General features: G+C 47.7%; 10 protein-coding genes. 5 read left to right on the plus strand and 5 right to left on the minus strand.

All coding sequences use genetic code 11. From position 1 onward, the window contains the following. Positions 1-46: 46 nt before the first annotated feature. Entirely contained in the window at positions 47-1,069 is a 1,023-nt protein-coding gene (locus VIS94_10525) for a metallophosphoesterase (GenBank protein ID HEY9161508.1), read from the minus strand. A 481-nt stretch (positions 1,070-1,550) separates the two neighbouring features. Here VIS94_10525 and VIS94_10530 point away from each other — a divergent pair, with 481 nt between their 5' ends. Next, positions 1,551-4,892, plus strand: a complete 3,342-nt coding sequence (locus VIS94_10530; GenBank protein HEY9161509.1) for a pyruvate formate lyase family protein — start codon at positions 1,551-1,553, stop codon at positions 4,890-4,892. 95 nt (positions 4,893-4,987) lie between these two features. Continuing rightward, positions 4,988-5,455, plus strand: coding sequence for a DUF4019 domain-containing protein (locus tag VIS94_10535; protein HEY9161510.1), 468 nt, complete (start codon positions 4,988-4,990; stop codon positions 5,453-5,455). 403 nt (positions 5,456-5,858) lie between these two features. On the opposite strand, the gene VIS94_10540 is transcribed toward VIS94_10535, so the two are convergent. Then, complete coding sequence (locus VIS94_10540) at positions 5,859-6,248, minus strand: hypothetical protein (protein ID HEY9161511.1); 390 nt, start codon at positions 6,246-6,248, stop codon at positions 5,859-5,861. A gap of 358 nt (positions 6,249-6,606) precedes the next feature. On the opposite strand from VIS94_10540, the gene VIS94_10545 reads away from it, so the two are divergent. Next, positions 6,607-9,003 carry a CocE/NonD family hydrolase gene (locus VIS94_10545; protein ID HEY9161512.1) on the plus strand — a complete coding sequence of 799 codons (2,397 nt, stop codon included), beginning with the start codon at positions 6,607-6,609 and terminating at the stop codon, positions 9,001-9,003. Positions 9,004-9,171: 168 nt separating this feature from the next. On the opposite strand, the gene VIS94_10550 is transcribed toward VIS94_10545, so the two are convergent. After that, positions 9,172-9,747, minus strand: a complete 576-nt coding sequence (locus VIS94_10550) for a flavin reductase family protein (protein HEY9161513.1) — start codon at positions 9,745-9,747, stop codon at positions 9,172-9,174. Positions 9,748-9,968: 221 nt separating this feature from the next. On the opposite strand from VIS94_10550, the gene VIS94_10555 reads away from it, so the two are divergent. Next, positions 9,969-11,531: a M28 family peptidase gene (locus VIS94_10555; protein ID HEY9161514.1), complete on the plus strand. Its 1,563-nt coding sequence runs from the start codon at positions 9,969-9,971 to the stop codon at positions 11,529-11,531. Between the two features lie 115 nt (positions 11,532-11,646). Continuing rightward, positions 11,647-12,327: a hypothetical protein gene (locus VIS94_10560; protein ID HEY9161515.1), complete on the plus strand. Its 681-nt coding sequence runs from the start codon at positions 11,647-11,649 to the stop codon at positions 12,325-12,327. A 275-nt stretch (positions 12,328-12,602) separates the two neighbouring features. Here the strand turns inward: VIS94_10560 and VIS94_10565 are convergent, their stop codons facing one another. Together VIS94_10565 and VIS94_10570 are read right to left on the minus strand one after the other, a co-directional pair. Continuing rightward, complete coding sequence (locus VIS94_10565; protein ID HEY9161516.1) at positions 12,603-14,060, minus strand: hypothetical protein; 1,458 nt, start codon at positions 14,058-14,060, stop codon at positions 12,603-12,605. A gap of 196 nt (positions 14,061-14,256) precedes the next feature. Beyond that, positions 14,257-15,087, minus strand: a complete 831-nt coding sequence (locus VIS94_10570) for a glycoside hydrolase family 16 protein (GenBank protein HEY9161517.1) — start codon at positions 15,085-15,087, stop codon at positions 14,257-14,259. Positions 15,088-15,093 lie beyond the last annotated feature (6 nt).

Consider the following 15,093-nt stretch of genomic DNA (forward strand, 5'->3'; position numbering starts at 1 on the left):
GTCGGGAGTTATTTAAAAGCACAGGCCAGACAGCCGATGCAGTCATCTATAGGGAGTCTTCATCAAGTACTAATGCTTGCCCTCCCTGATCCGTGAATACGAGCTGATTTCTATAAGTAAACCCTCCATCTTTCTTTGTGACGTTAATCAGCTTTATTGTCGGCTCCTTAAGAAGATTGCCGCCTTCAAGCTGCCTGGGCTGGTGAAGGGCTCTCGTCACATAGACCTTGTATCCTCCTTCTCTGAGGTCCTGCTGCATCGGAACATGATAGTGCCCGGCATAGCTTGCATATATGTAATCCTTAAGCGGCAGAGTAAAAGAGGTGATGGTCTTGAAATCCTCATATGAAAAAGCGCCCAGGTCCATTTTTGTAAGCGGATAAACCGGGGAAACATGCATCGGATGGTGTGAGAAAACGAGAATGCTTTCCTTATCCCTTCCTGTTGAAGCAAGTATATCCTCTTTGAACCACGGCCATGTGCCTCCTTCGAAATCATAGAGCTCGGCCTGTTCGGGTTCGAGCACTCCACCGTCATTATTTCTTGTGTTCCAGTCCGCACAGACTATATGCAGCCCCTTATAGTCGAATGAATAGTTCTCAAGATACATTTCTTTATCAGTCTGCGGGTTCATGACATGCGCCGGGGCCTTGTTCCACGAGTCCGCGAAAAGCAATGCAAGCTTATCGAACTGAGAAGAGAAGACATCATCGAATACCGCCTCATCACCTCCGTGGATTTCATTATCGCCTATTACAGGAATATATGGTGCTGCAAGTCCGTCAAGTTTTCCCTTCATGATTGAAAGATTATTTCCGCCCCATGCCATATCACCGACAATAACGACCAGATCGATCTTTTCGGCAGCCCTGTTTTCATTGATCCATGATATCGCCTTGTCCATACGGTCCCAATGTTCAAGACTCCCCGAACAATGCGGATCGGCAATAACAGCAATGGAAAAATCGCAGGTCGGTTTACAGGAAACAACTGTCAGCATTAAAAGGAAAGGAAGGATAATTACCAGTAAAAATACGGAAAAGCTTCCAGCCCGATTCAGTCTCCTCATATCATTCCCCTTTCTTCCTCAGATATTGAATATATTTCGATCAGCCTGTTCTGTGCTGTATAAGATATTATAAGGAAGGACCGGCTTATTGTCCATGTGTTACGGTAATTTTTCAACAGGTTTTTAAAATTGACTGTAAAGCAATTTTCTTAATATTTGGCAGAATATTTCCTTCGATCGGAGACCGGTGGGATAGACTATAAGATTTATCATCACATGCACTTTCACCTTAATAAGCAATTAATCTCCTCATGTCGCAACAAAAACATCATAATACAACAATATCATAGGAATTATTTATTCTTATATCGCTTGAAAACGGATGCGAAAAGAGCTATATACTGAACGTTTAAATAAGGTTAAATCTGTGGCACTGATATTGCTTTATTTGTATTAAACTTGATTCAAATCATATTTGTCACAATTAATTTTATTTTATAGCAGAAGTAAGGTTATGAATATAATTTAAAGGAGCAAAGTAATGGATACGATTCAAAACCCGCAGACTTCAGAGAAACCTGGGATCGAGCAGCCATCAAAGAAGAGCAAAGGGTTACCCCCCGGTAAATTAAAAGTCCTTAAAATACAGCGCACATGCGTTCATGACGGCCCCGGCATCCGCACCACGATATTCTTTTACGGCTGCGGATTGAGGTGCCTGTGGTGCCAGAATCCAGAAACGCTTTCAGCCAGGGCCGAAACCGCAACCGACGCCGACTATTCGATTCCCGGCATCATGGAGACTGTTTTGAGAGACAGAGACTATTATTATAAAACAGGCGGCGGCGTAACTCTGAGCGGCGGTGACCCTCTCCTTCAGACCCCGGAGAGCCTGATACCCCTTCTGGAACAGCTTATAAAAGAAAAAATCCACATCGCGGTTGAAACCTCCCTTCACGTGCCCTGGGATAATATTGATAAGATCGCCCCTTACATAGACCTGTTCCTTGTTGATCTCAAAATCGTAGGAGACGACAAACTGCATAAAAAATTTACGAAGCAGGACACCTCACTGATACACGAAAACATAAAAAAGCTTATCGATATGAACGCCAGCGTCAAATTCAGGATGGTCATGGTGCCTGGTTATAATGACGCAGAGAGCAACATCAAAGCGGCTGCGGAATTTTTGAAGTCCCACGGCCATGATTCCATTGAACTTCTCAAATACCACAACATGTACGAGGAAAAGGCTAAACGACTGGGCATCGAGCAGAAGTCATTGAACATTTCAAACGAAAGCGCTCTGGCCTCGGTCAAGGCTGCCGTAGAAACTTTCAAATCATACGGCATAAAGGCGGAATGCATAGACCTGGACACTACCAGACATAAGGCGGTCTTTACACAGCGTGTCTACGACATACAGAACGCCATCAGAACCAGCGACCACAGCCTGTCCTTCGAGGTGTCCAACCTGAAAACCGATTTTTACAAGAAGAATGGTTTTAATGAACCTTCATACCTTCACAGGGCCAAACGACTTGAATATGTCCTTAAAAACAAGAGCGTTATCGTCCATCCGGGTGAGCTTCTGGTCGGCAATTATACCGAAAAAAGGCGCGGTGCGCAGGTTTGGGAAGAACATTACGGGGCCCTTCTGGTTTCAATCATCCACCAGATTCACAAACAGACCCCGGTTTCATTCCAGTGCTCAACGAAAGACAAGCTGACTTTCTATTTCAAGATATTCCCCTTCTGGCTGAAGCACTGCCTCCTGATGAAAGTCAACAAGACCTTCAAGGATTTGAGGATGATGATTGCACGCTCTTCAGAGATGAATGCCGGTTTCAACAACAATATGGCATCTATCGCGCATTTTGTAGTCAATTACGAGCGTATGCTTGAACTCGGGACAACGGGGATCATCAAAGAAATCGAGACCATGAAAAAGGAAAAGCCTGAGAATAATCAGGATTTTTATGACGGCGCAATCATAACCCTTAAAGCTCTGGAAGCATGGGCCGAGCGCTATGCCGATAAACTTACGGAAATGAGTAAAACAGAATCCGACCCTGCACGCAAAAAAGAGCTCGAAGACATGGCCGCAATCTGCAGGTATGTACCCAAAAACCCGGCGCGTACATACCATGAGGCGCTCCAGAGCATGATGTTCATCCACATCGCGCTCTGCCTTGAGACCTTTGAAAACGCGATATCACCGGGCAGGCTCGACATGATACTCAACCCCTACTACGAAAGAGACAAGGCTGCCGGTATAATCGATTACGAAAAGGCGAAAGAGCTTCTGGCTCTCTTCATAATCAAGATGGACGAAGCCATTTTCGTAAACGACGGAGATACGTATTTAAGGGTCGGAAGGCTCTTTGAGACCATGTCCACAGACCAGGCGGTAACCGCGGGCGGCCTCGGCAAAGACGGCAAGGATGCAACGAACGACCTTACTTATGCCCTGCTGGATATCTGCGAACTCCAGCCCTATGCCATAAACATGACTGCAAGGATTCATCAGGACAGCCCTATTGAATATCTTGACAGGCTTGCCGAGGTGTACATAAACGGCGCGCCCATGCCTGCGCTTTACAATGACGAGCTTTACATCGAAACGCTTCAGAAGCATTACGACACCACGGTTGAAGACGCCAGAAACTATGCGATAATAGGCTGCGTCGAACCCAATGCATCGGATGACCATTACGGGAACACCGACTGTGCGAACATGAATGTTGCGCTGCCGTTTTTACAGGCACTCAAAGGTGAAGAAAACGACCTGTGGAACTTTGACTTCTGGGACGAGCAGGAAAAAATCTACACCAAGTTCATCGAATATAACTTCAGCGGCGACGGCAAGGTTTCAAAGTTCATATTCAACAATTACATGAAGGCAAGAGATTTCTACAAGAAGATGAGAACACCGGCCCCGAATCCGCCAAAGAGCATGGATGAGCTGATGGAGCGCTTCCAGACACGTCTCAACCATCTGGCGACCTCCATCCTGACCGACCACCAGAAGATAGAAGCGGCAATCCGCAAAGACTTCACCACCCCCCTTGCCTCTTCCCTTTCAAAAAACTGCATTGCAACAGGAAAGGATCTGAACGAGGGCGGCGCAAAATTCAACAGCAGCGGAATTCAGGCCGTAGGCATCACGGATGTGGCGGATTCCCTGCACGCAATAGACGTGGTCGTTTTCAAGAAAAAGCTTTATACGATCATGGACATAATCAATGCCATCAACCATGATTTCAAAGGCGAATATTATTCCCAGATAAGAGAGGCTCTTCTTGCAGTGCCGAAATTCGGCCAGGACGAATCCCAGGAAGCAATCGACTGGGTGAACAGGACCTTACAGGTTTATATAAACGCGCTCGCCCAGGTGCCCAACTGCACGAGAAATGGCATATATGCAGCCGGCTATTATGCGCTTAACGTAAGCGACGTCTACGGCAAGAAGACACCGTCGCTGCCTTCAGGAAGGCTCAAGGGCGTGCCTCTGGCAAACAGCGTGGCCCCTCATTACGGGATGGAGTTTGGCGACCTCCTGTCATCACTCAATTCGGTTGCAGGCGTTGATTTTGTAAAATACGCACCGAACGGAACGACCGTCACATTCACAATTGATTCTGCCCTGTTCCAGGGTCCCGGCGGCGTTAGGAACCTGGCCAGCATATTCAGCACCTATTTCAAGAAGGGCGGCATGCAGTTCCAGCCAAATGTCATCGACAAGCAGATACTGATCGATGCATACGACCACCCGGAAAAATACCCGTTCCTTCTGGTCCGCGTCGCAGGTTACTGCGCCTATTTCAACGACCTGTCGGACGATCTTAAGAAGATAATCATCAACAGGACCTGCTATTGCTAGAATAATCTATAAGGGGCCATGTCGTTGAGACATGGCCCCTTTTTTATTCTTTGCGTTTTCTGATTAAATATAAGGAGGGGAAAATAGAAATTCCAATGATTAGAAGAATATCATGTATGGTATTGTTACTTTTTACTATTGTTCCTGTTTGTCTATATGCCAATGATTATCCAGTGGAAGAAGATGATGAAGAAGAAATTAATCCTGTTATTAATAAAGAGGCGGTTGATTTCGCATACAAATGGCTCAAAATAATTGACAATGGCAATTATGAACAAAGCTGGGAGTATACATCAGATTTCTTCAGAAAAAGAATGCCGAAAGAGAAATGGATAGAATCCCTGAAATCTTTTAGAAAACCTCTTGGCAAACTTTTATCAAGAAGTCTTGAATCAAATTACTATTTTTCATCAGGTCTTCCCGCCGCACCTGATGGGGATTATATAGTGCTGCAATTTTCAACATCATTTAAAAAGAAGAAGGCAACAAATGAAGCACTTCTTCTGTTCCTTGATAATAATGGAAAATGGCTTGTTTGTGGATATTCTATCCGACAGGATTGATATATATCCGCAATGATTTGGTAAGAAGACAACACTACAATACAAAGGGGGTCGTACAGAAGATGGCAAAAGGGGGCAAAGTTCCTTCCCCATGCGCGCGAGGCGGCATCAAGCCTGGAAGAAATCAGGCGTGACGGGGCCGGACACTGGCTTGAGTCTCAGAAAAAGCGCTGGTCCTGCCCTTCCTGCGGTACGCCGTTTTCATGGTATGCTAAGGAATGCGGCAACTGCGGCTTAAACCTTGCGGCCAGATTAAACATGCTGTCAGGATGGAGGAAGCTCCTGTGCCGCCTCGTAATCCCCGCCGTGTACAGAAAAGAGAAGAAACAGCAACAATCAGATAAATAATCCGATCATCTCCCCATTCCCATCCGGGTTGACTCCGAACTGAAATAGCGGCTTATTATCTGATAACGGCGCTCCAGGTGCCTGCGTACCGGCCGTTGCACGAATACTGGCCGCTTGCCCCTCCGACATGTATTGTCCCTGTGTATGTGCAGCCGCCCATAGAAGACCCGCCGCCTCGGATTATCTCAACCCTGTCGTCGCCTATGATATTTATTGTGATATTGTCGTCCGTAAGCCTCTGCCCGTTGGGGTTTTTCCACTCACCCCTGAAAAAGGGCCCGCTCTTATGTGAGAATGCAAATTCCCACCGGCAGCATTCGTTTCCGATCCAGGTAGTCCCGCGCAACGCTTCTATCTGCGTGGGCAGATTGTCGGAAAAGACACTGTTGGCCGGGATAAAGAAACATGCGGTGAGGATAAAAAAAGCTATGGCTGGTCTTCTCATGGATACCCTCCTTTAACTTTTTTGTTATATCTCCCGTATCGGCATACTTCATGAAAGAAATAAGATGGTTTAATGGAAAGGAGCAGGAGCAGAAGACCGCCAACATCTGAAAATTACATATATAGACCTCTCACCCGAATAGCTTGAGATATAACCTTTCGGTTAATTAACCTGAAAGGGTAATCTACGGCATTTCCCGGAAATATTTGTGTTTGCTTTTCAGAGCGGGCTTCTTAATATAGATAATATATTTTACTCATCCCGTCGTTATCAGCCGGGATGCTTGTATATTAACAGTGTTCGTTTCAAGCTCTTGTATCCGTACACATTTCGATTCGTATGAATGAAAGGGGGGTTCATGAAGAACATACGTATTTTATCCGCCCTGCTGGCATCCGTTATACTGACCGTCTGGCCTCTTGTGCTTACTGCAGCAGATACCATGACTTCCACCGAAAAGTCTCTGCGTGAGGGCCTGGAAAAAATAGGGATCAAGGATGCGCTCGTCGATGTAAGCGTGAGGATTCACATACCTGACAGATACCGGAACAACGACCTCGGACAGCCCGAACTCATGCCCGCGGTTGACCTCTGGGGCACGCTCATCCGGCCCGCAGGAGATGTGAAGCGTCCCACCATACTGATATCCACCGCCTACCGCAGGGAAACGTGCATCCCGATGGGATATTCGCTTGTCAAACACGGTTATAACGTTCTGGCCATCGACAACCGGGGGACTGGTTCAGCCGGAGGCCACTGGACGGCCTTTGACATTATCGAGCACTATGATACCGCTTATGTCATCGACAGCTGGATTCCCTTTCAGGACTGGTCCGACGGCAAGGTCGGCATGATAGGCGCCTCATATATGGCGATCATCCAGTTTATGGCAGGCGGCCTCATCAATACAGATCCAGCAACAGGCGAACCCGTACATTTAAAGGCCCTGTTCCCGCAACTGCCCATGAGCGACCCATACCGCGTGATCGCGGTTCACGGCGGCATGTATGAGAGAGAATTCATGATAATCTGGCTCACAATCACCAATATAAGCTCCATAGTAATGCCGCTTATAGCTACAAACGACCCCGGCGCACAGGCCGAGAAATGGGACATCTGGACCTCGCACATTGAAAATATAAGCGATACGATAAACTGGGTTATGAACCCCGTGCATATGAACTACTGCGACTGGTTCAAGCTCAAGAACGCATCGCTCTACTTCCCTGTTAAGCCTAAGAAAGGCTGGCGCTACGATAACGGCGCGCCTATCGAGGAAGGCAAACGCGTGATCCCGGCCAAACTGCCTGTTTTCATGATCGGCGGCTGGTTCGACATCTTTACGCTCGGCGAAAGTGAATGCTATGAATACGGGCTTGCCAACCACGCACCGGGCGATAAGGCCATGGTCATCGGCCCCTGGTACCACATCACCGGCGCGATGGGACTGGGCCTTTCCGGTCTCGGCAGCAACGAACTGGCTGCACGCTGGTTCGACTGGAAGATCAAGGGGATCGATGACCCTTTCATGAAGGAATATCCGGTATTGCAGTATGTAATGGGAGCAGACAGATGGAGGGCTGAAAAGGACTGGCCGCTCACAAAAGTCAAAGGCCGGACTCAGGAAAAAAAGCTTTACCTTTCAGTGCAGCGCCCTTCCGCAATCGGCAGTGACTGGTTCTCTGCACTGAATGCCACAGGCAATTACTCCCTTGTCGAAGACGTAAGCATCGCTGACCATTATGGCACGGCGCCTGTATTAAGGCATGACCCTCCCTTATTCCACGGAAGAAAGTCACGCTCGAATGCTCGCTGGCTGGCAGGCGGACAGGATATGAGCTATGACATATCCCTTTATCAGGATGGAGTCGACAAGGACAGCGAATCCCCCTCCGAGGACGAACGCAAAGATGAGGTCGGTGTGCTCACCTTCTCGACAGAACCACTTGAAAAGGACATCGAGATAACCGGACCGCTCACCCTGACCTTCCTGGCAAAGACACGGTTCACGAGGCTGCTCACCCAAGCTGTCGTCGATCAGTGTATCGCATTGCTCAAGGATGCCATGAACCTGGATGACGTCATGCTGCTGGACATCCGTACCAGACGGGATGTACAGTGGATAGTGGAGCTCAACGACGTGTTCCCGGAAGGACGGGCCAAAAATATCACCTCGGGCTGGCTTTCAGCATGGCACCGCCCCTACGACCCTGAAGACCCCGCAAAGACCGATCCTGACTATACACCGTTCAATCCCTTCTATTATGCGGACACCTATGATGCTCAGCATCCCGACTTTAATCCGATCGAAGATGGCAAGGTGTACCGCTATGTCGTTGAGCTCTGGCCTACATCAAACGTATTCAAGAAAGGGCACCGCATCCGCGTGAGCATCTCGAACTCGGACTTCCCGCATCTGGCACCGGTCCTCATACCGTCCGAAAACACCATCATGCTCTATAACCCGGATGACCCGGATGACGAGGAAGACTGGGCAAGAATCGATTTCACCACCACCACAACGTCCGGTGAAGGCATTACCTGGAAATGGATAACCGGCGCAAAGGCAGGCGGCACAATACCCGGGGAGTTTTCAGCAGCAAACGACTACCTGATGAACAGCAGGGACGGACAATCTCAGGAAGAATCATCCGGCGGTGACAGCAACGGCAGCAAATCCGGTTCTGAATCATCAGATGACGGATCATCCTCTGGTATGTGCTTTATCGGGGTTTCCGTCCTGTCCGGAACATAATCAGCACATGAAAAATGGAATAAAAAAACAGGGTTGAAAAAAACTGCATTATAAAGGGGTATGTCCTGGGTGTTAATACCCTGGACGTCAGACAGGCCAAAGGCATTGGCTTTGCGATTCCTATCGAGGTGATTTTCGAGGAATTCCCGGATTCCTTATAGCCCCACTCTATCGTTTCAATTCGTTGCCGACAGAGAAGGCATCGGCAAGCTTGCTGCCGATACCATAATACGCCATGCTGCCATATGAACCCCAGAGCATGGGCCGAACCTTCTCGATATCGGGAAACTTCTGGGGATTTACAGCCTCGCTCTCGGCGACCATGCCCACAATCTCCCCGATGAACATCGTATGCAACCCGAGTTCGACCATTTTGATAAGATTGCATTCAAGGGCGTAGGGAAATTCTTTTACGACAGGCGCATTGACAAGTTTGCTCTTTTCAGGAGTGAGCCCCGTCTCCCTGAACTTGTCATGGTCTCTTCCCGATACCATGCCGACAAAGTCAGCCTCTCTGAAATACTTTTCGGATGGTATGTTTACCGTGAACGCCCCGGCCTCTTTGATATTGTGATAAGTAAGCGTCGCCTCCCTGAGAGACACGCTTACACAGGGCGGCTTGCTTGATGCGATGCCGCCCCAGGCGGCATTCATGATATTGGGTTTGCCGTCCGGGCTGTATGACCCGATGATGAGAACCGGAGCGGGGAGCAATATGGTTTGAGGTGAAAGGTCGATTTTCATAATTTTCTCCTTTTGTCTGAATTAGGGTTGCTGCCGTTCATTTTCAAGACCGGAACGTCCGCCAAGATAATCCGTTTTCTCTGATTCAATAAGGATTTTTATCATCAATTAAACCTGCACACTGCACGTATTTGATTATTTAAAAGATTAATAAAGATTTTGCCCGAACGTCCGTTAAGTCAGATATGGGTATCTGTATATCGTTACACCCGGAGGATAGAATGCATCATGGAATTTATGCCAAATCTGCATTCAGGTACATTTTATTACTGGTGAGCTGTTTTTTTCTTTCAACAATCCTCGCCTGCTCCGACTCGACGCAAAGCCCTAAAACGCTTGAGGAGTCTGTTGACATAAGAATGGTACAGCACCATCAGTTAATGCTTCAGAATATCGCTGACAGCAACAATGGCAACCGCTTTCCCGGTACTCCCGGTTTTGAACAATCAGTCAGTTATGTTAAAGACTGGCTCGAATTTTCCGGATACAAACCCGTTATTCAGGAATTTGACCTTCCAATTTACAAGGATCTGTCAGCCCCTGTCTTAAATCAGGTCAGTCCAAATTCCGTTATCTATCCACCTGATGTTTCAAATGGTTTCATGACCATCGGCTATTCCGGAAGCGGCAACATAACGGCCGAAGTGCAGCCGGTGGATCTCATCATTCCCATGTCTGCTGATAATCCGCCCAATACATGCAACAGCGGTTGCGAGACGGCCGATTTTACCGGCTTCGTTCCGGGCAGAATCGCCCTGCTTCAACGAGGGAGCTGCAGCTACGGCCTCAAAGCCGCCAATGCACAGGCTGCCGGAGCTACCGGTGTCATTATCATGAATGAAGGTCAGCCCGATCGCACCGGTGCTGTAAGATCAACATTGGGAAGCTATAATATTACTGTTCCGGTCGTGTCTTTAAATTACAATATAGGCGTAGAATTATACAATCTGATAAATACTGGTATGACGGTCAGTATAAATTTGAAGGTTGATGGTGCTTTGGAAGCACTTAAAACCTGTAATATCATCGCCGACACAGCGGGCGGTGACGATAATCATACAGTAGTTGTCGGCGCTCATCTCGATTCAGTCTCCAACGGCCCAGGGATCAATGACAATGGCAGCGGTTCAGCCGCCATTCTCGAGGTTGCATGCAAAATGGGACTGCTTCATATCGACCCTGCTTACAAGGTACGGTTCGTTTTCTTCAGCGCTGAAGAAGAAGGCCTGCTCGGCTCCGAATATTATGTGTCACACCTGTCACCTGCAGAACTGGCAAAAATCTCAATGTATTTGAACTTCGACATGCTCGCCTCACCCAATTACGTTCGTTTCGTGTATGACGGCGACGGTTCCGATTCTCCCAATCCGGGGCCGCCGGGTTCGGAACAGATAGAAAAGCTGTTTAATGATTACTTTGCATTAAACAGCCTTCCGACAGATCCAACGGCCATATCAGGCTCATCCGATCACGGTCCCTTTGCCGACAGGAATATCCCTGTAGGAGGGATATACGCAGGATCCAGCGAGATTAAAAGCGAAGAACAGGTGATGAAGTACGGCGGCACAGCAGGTGATCATTGTGACCCCAATTATCATACCCCATATGATACCGAGGCTAACCTGAATTACATAATCGAAGAACAGATGCTCAAAGCCGCTGCCTATTCCGTTAATACTTACAGCCATACCCTGCCTGATATGCTGATGAAAAGTAACTCACTTAAAGCGAAAAACGAACAGGCTTATCATTCAACGTACAAGGGCCCGTTTGCAATTGAGTAAAATATTGTCCCGAAATCAGATCGCATCAAAGCGTTGATTCTTGACATATCCTTTAAAATACCAAAGATTAATCCTGTGACTGAATTCATGATTAAATCAAAAGGGGACTGCATTTATGAAAGTCTTTGATAGACCCGGGCCTGTCAACACCGATGAGACCATCCGAATTGCAAAGTCGGCTTCCTCGAAATATGAATATATCGTTGTGGCTTCGATAACCGGAGACTCCGCTATAAAGCTTGCCGGAATTCTCCCTGATAAAAAAATAGTCTGTGTGACGTGCCCGCAGGGGATGAGCTGGGAAGTAGGCAAAATGAATACCGGCCCCTTTGCAGATATTGCCGAACTGGCGGTTATCCGTGACCAATGGGCAAACCGGGGTTTGTTGAAAGTTCCCATGACTGTAACACCTGAAAACAGAAAGGAGCTGGACAGACTCAACGTAAAAATCGTCCAGGGGACAATACCATTTTTCGGCCCGTCTTTTTCAATGAGAGTACACCTGCAGAAAGTCACCGGACTTGATCTTATGGCGAAAACCCTTGAATTGATATCCACGGGAACGCTGGTCTGCCTGGAATGCGTTCTCATGTCCGTGGATGCCGGTGTAATTCCTGAAGGCATTGAAGTGCTTGCATTGGCGGGTACCGAGCGAGGCCTTGATACGGCATGGATAATCAGAGGAAGCGCTTCCGCCAATCTTTTCCATCCGTCAAAAGGCGCCAGATTCGTTGAACTCATTGCCAAACCCGGGGTTTCTTCAATACCGGATGTCGCGATAGAATATCTCAGATAAAGTCCATACAGGACTCTCTCAACCAAACAGCTTCATAGTACGCAATTTCGTTAGACATCTGCGCTTCTCTAATGTGTACAGGTATTTCTAACCTTTCGTTCCAGGCTTTCCGATATAAGATATAAATCCGCTGTTGAATATCAATGGGGGAGATGAGTATGAATAGTAGGTTATATGGATTTCAAACCTGTATCAAAAACCCGCAGTTCATGATTGTCGCTAAACTTTAAATCCTTGAAATCGGATATCATAATGCCCGTCCGCGGAAGTGGCGGTTACCGAATACGGGGAAACTTCCTGGTATATTCGGCCGATTCACTTGCGTAATCCCTCTTCAGACGCGCCTTGACTGTCACCTCGAACGAAACGCTGTTCCCTGACAATTCGGGCTTCGATGGGAAAAGGATCAGCGGCGTAGGATACCATTTGCCTTCCACCCCTACATGCCTCTGTCCGTTTCCGTCATAGTAGTAAAGCGTTGCGAAATAATCCAGAGGTTCGCCTTTTGGCGCTGAAGCCCCGTTAATACATACGTGATTGTCTTTCGACGGGTTGTAAAATCCGATCTCTCTTGCTTCTATACCTATTTGAATCACATCCGTCGGCGCCTTGATGGGTGTGATGGCAAGATTGTTGCCGTCTGAATAAACGTTGATGCTTTTATCTCTATAGATTTCATCGGGCATGACCCCTGGGATTATTATCCCCATCAGATAAGATACCGATGCAGCGGACATAATACCGCCGTAACCAAGATATTTGAGAGCCGCCAGAGCAATATATTTGGCGTTGTTGCTGTCCACATTCACGCCTGCATGGTCGTGTATCTTCCATGTCAGCTGTGAGCAGTAAAGGCATCGCTTCTGATATGGAGGCTTAATACAAATGTCCTCGGTTTTTTTGTCGTGAGGGACGAATACCGTCCAGTTATAACCCGACATGCTGGCAGTCCCGTAACGTATAATAGCCCAGTCCAATGCCGATGTTATTTGGTAAACCGATTTACGGTTGCTGTGCGCAAGCGCAACGCGGCCGTAATCCGATTTCCACACCGACAGCGGACGGATGATGACTCCGTCCGAGACCGCTTCATAAACAAAGCTGTTGCCCTGGTAGTTGCCCGCATGGGTGAAGTCGATCACATATGGCAGATGAGGGACTATACCTGACGATCTGCCGAACAGGATATCTCCCCTCTGCATGGAGTCATAATCGGGACGGCCGCTCACACCTGCTTCGCCTGACGGGGACGAATCCTTGGTATTATCGAGCATGGTCGCAACCGCATCCTGCACTATGTTATAATTCATGTCGTCCCGGCGCATCTCTTGAAGGTCCTGTTCAATCTGATCCAAAAGGACGTCACTTCTTTCAGTGTCTATTGCCGGGTCCGCTACCTGTTTGTAAAGATCATTTATTTCAAGCTGAAGTTTGATGGTTTCATCGGAAAAAGGCATCTTTGCTAGTAATGTCGTCAAAGCATTTTGAAACGCCGCCTCTTCCTCGGGAGAATCGATGCTGTCAGGGTCGCCCGATTCCTTCGCGACATCAAGGGCCTCGTTGACTGCCTCGACAAGTTCGTCCGGGAGGCCGTCTTCGTTTTCATCAATCATCAGATTTATTTTCGCCGGTGCATCATTACTGCTGCTGCTCCCGCCGCATCCACAGGACATGAACAATAGAAAGAACAGGCTAAAGGCCGCCATCATAACCATCATTAAATTTCTATTCATATCCATTCCCCTAAGATAACCTGATAAATTGTTTAATATTTGTATCGACAAAATTATTTTAAATATAACGGTTATTAACTGAAACTTTTTAAAAGATAGATACCAGAGATCGCAGCTTCTTGGAGGGTTGTGAATTTATCAGGACTTTCCCGAGTATATAAAGCCCGATTCAGGGCCTGTTCGTCTCTGAACAATCCTATCCTGAAACCCTCAAGGCATACACCCTGACATAATCGACCAGGAAGGAATCCGGCAAATCGGCTTTCTTGATGTCTCCTGCCCAGGTGCCGATCTCATCGCTTATGATGAGTTCCCCTGGCTTTTCGCATACGCCTCCATAGCTGTGGCTCCAGGTCTTTACTCCGTCGATGTAATAGACATATTTTTGAGGCGTCCATAAAAGGCCCACCGTGTGCCATCCTTCCATTGCGCCCTTTAAAAAGACCTTTCTGGCTGAAGACTTGTGCTCGCTTCCGTAACCGTCCCAGTGGATAGTCTGCTGAATCATGTTATCGAGCGTGGGCTTTTCGAATATGTCTATTTCCGCACCGTCAACGCCTCCGTTTCCAATGCTGCCTTCATCGCCGGCCATCATCCAGAATGCGGGCCAGTGGCCCTGCTCTCTGTGAAACTTAACCCTTATCGCATAATAGCCGTAAGGCTCTTCCATGAGGCTTATGAGCCCTTTGGAGGTGATGCAGCCGTCGATGAACCTGCTGTCCTCTTCATATGTAGTCATGACGAGATTGCCCTCGCCGTCGAGGCTTACCGCCTCTTTCTCCCACCAGCCGTCGCGCCTGGGCGAGTTGTCTTCAAAGCTCCATTTGCTTTCATCGAGCGCCGTCCCGTTAAAGTCGTCTTCAAAAACGAGTTCAAGTTCATAGCCTTCTGGAGATTCGGGGACAAAGCTCTCGCGGTTTTCGGGCTTTACAAGACCATCCGGAATCCAGAAAAATGTTATTGCAGGGATGCAGGCAACCAGCGTCAATAACAATCCTGTCAAAAAGGCTCTTTTAAGGTTCTTCATAATCCC

This window comes from Desulfomonilia bacterium, from assembly GCA_036567785.1.
Classification (GTDB): Bacteria; Desulfobacterota; Desulfomonilia; order UBA1062; family UBA1062; genus DATCTV01.

Coding starts and splice junctions, on each gene's coding strand:
- VIS94_10525 (HEY9161508.1), bottom strand. CDS start 1,069: ATGAGGAGACTGAATCGGGCTGGAAGCTTTTCCGTATTTTTACTGGTA.
- VIS94_10530 (HEY9161509.1), top strand. CDS start 1,551: ATGGATACGATTCAAAACCCGCAGACTTCAGAGAAACCTGGGATCGAG.
- VIS94_10535 (HEY9161510.1), top strand. CDS start 4,988: ATGATTAGAAGAATATCATGTATGGTATTGTTACTTTTTACTATTGTT.
- VIS94_10540 (HEY9161511.1), bottom strand. CDS start 6,248: ATGAGAAGACCAGCCATAGCTTTTTTTATCCTCACCGCATGTTTCTTT.
- VIS94_10545 (HEY9161512.1), top strand. CDS start 6,607: ATGAAGAACATACGTATTTTATCCGCCCTGCTGGCATCCGTTATACTG.
- VIS94_10550 (HEY9161513.1), bottom strand. CDS start 9,747: ATGAAAATCGACCTTTCACCTCAAACCATATTGCTCCCCGCTCCGGTT.
- VIS94_10555 (HEY9161514.1), top strand. CDS start 9,969: ATGCATCATGGAATTTATGCCAAATCTGCATTCAGGTACATTTTATTA.
- VIS94_10560 (HEY9161515.1), top strand. CDS start 11,647: ATGAAAGTCTTTGATAGACCCGGGCCTGTCAACACCGATGAGACCATC.
- VIS94_10565 (HEY9161516.1), bottom strand. CDS start 14,060: ATGAATAGAAATTTAATGATGGTTATGATGGCGGCCTTTAGCCTGTTC.
- VIS94_10570 (HEY9161517.1), bottom strand. CDS start 15,087: ATGAAGAACCTTAAAAGAGCCTTTTTGACAGGATTGTTATTGACGCTG.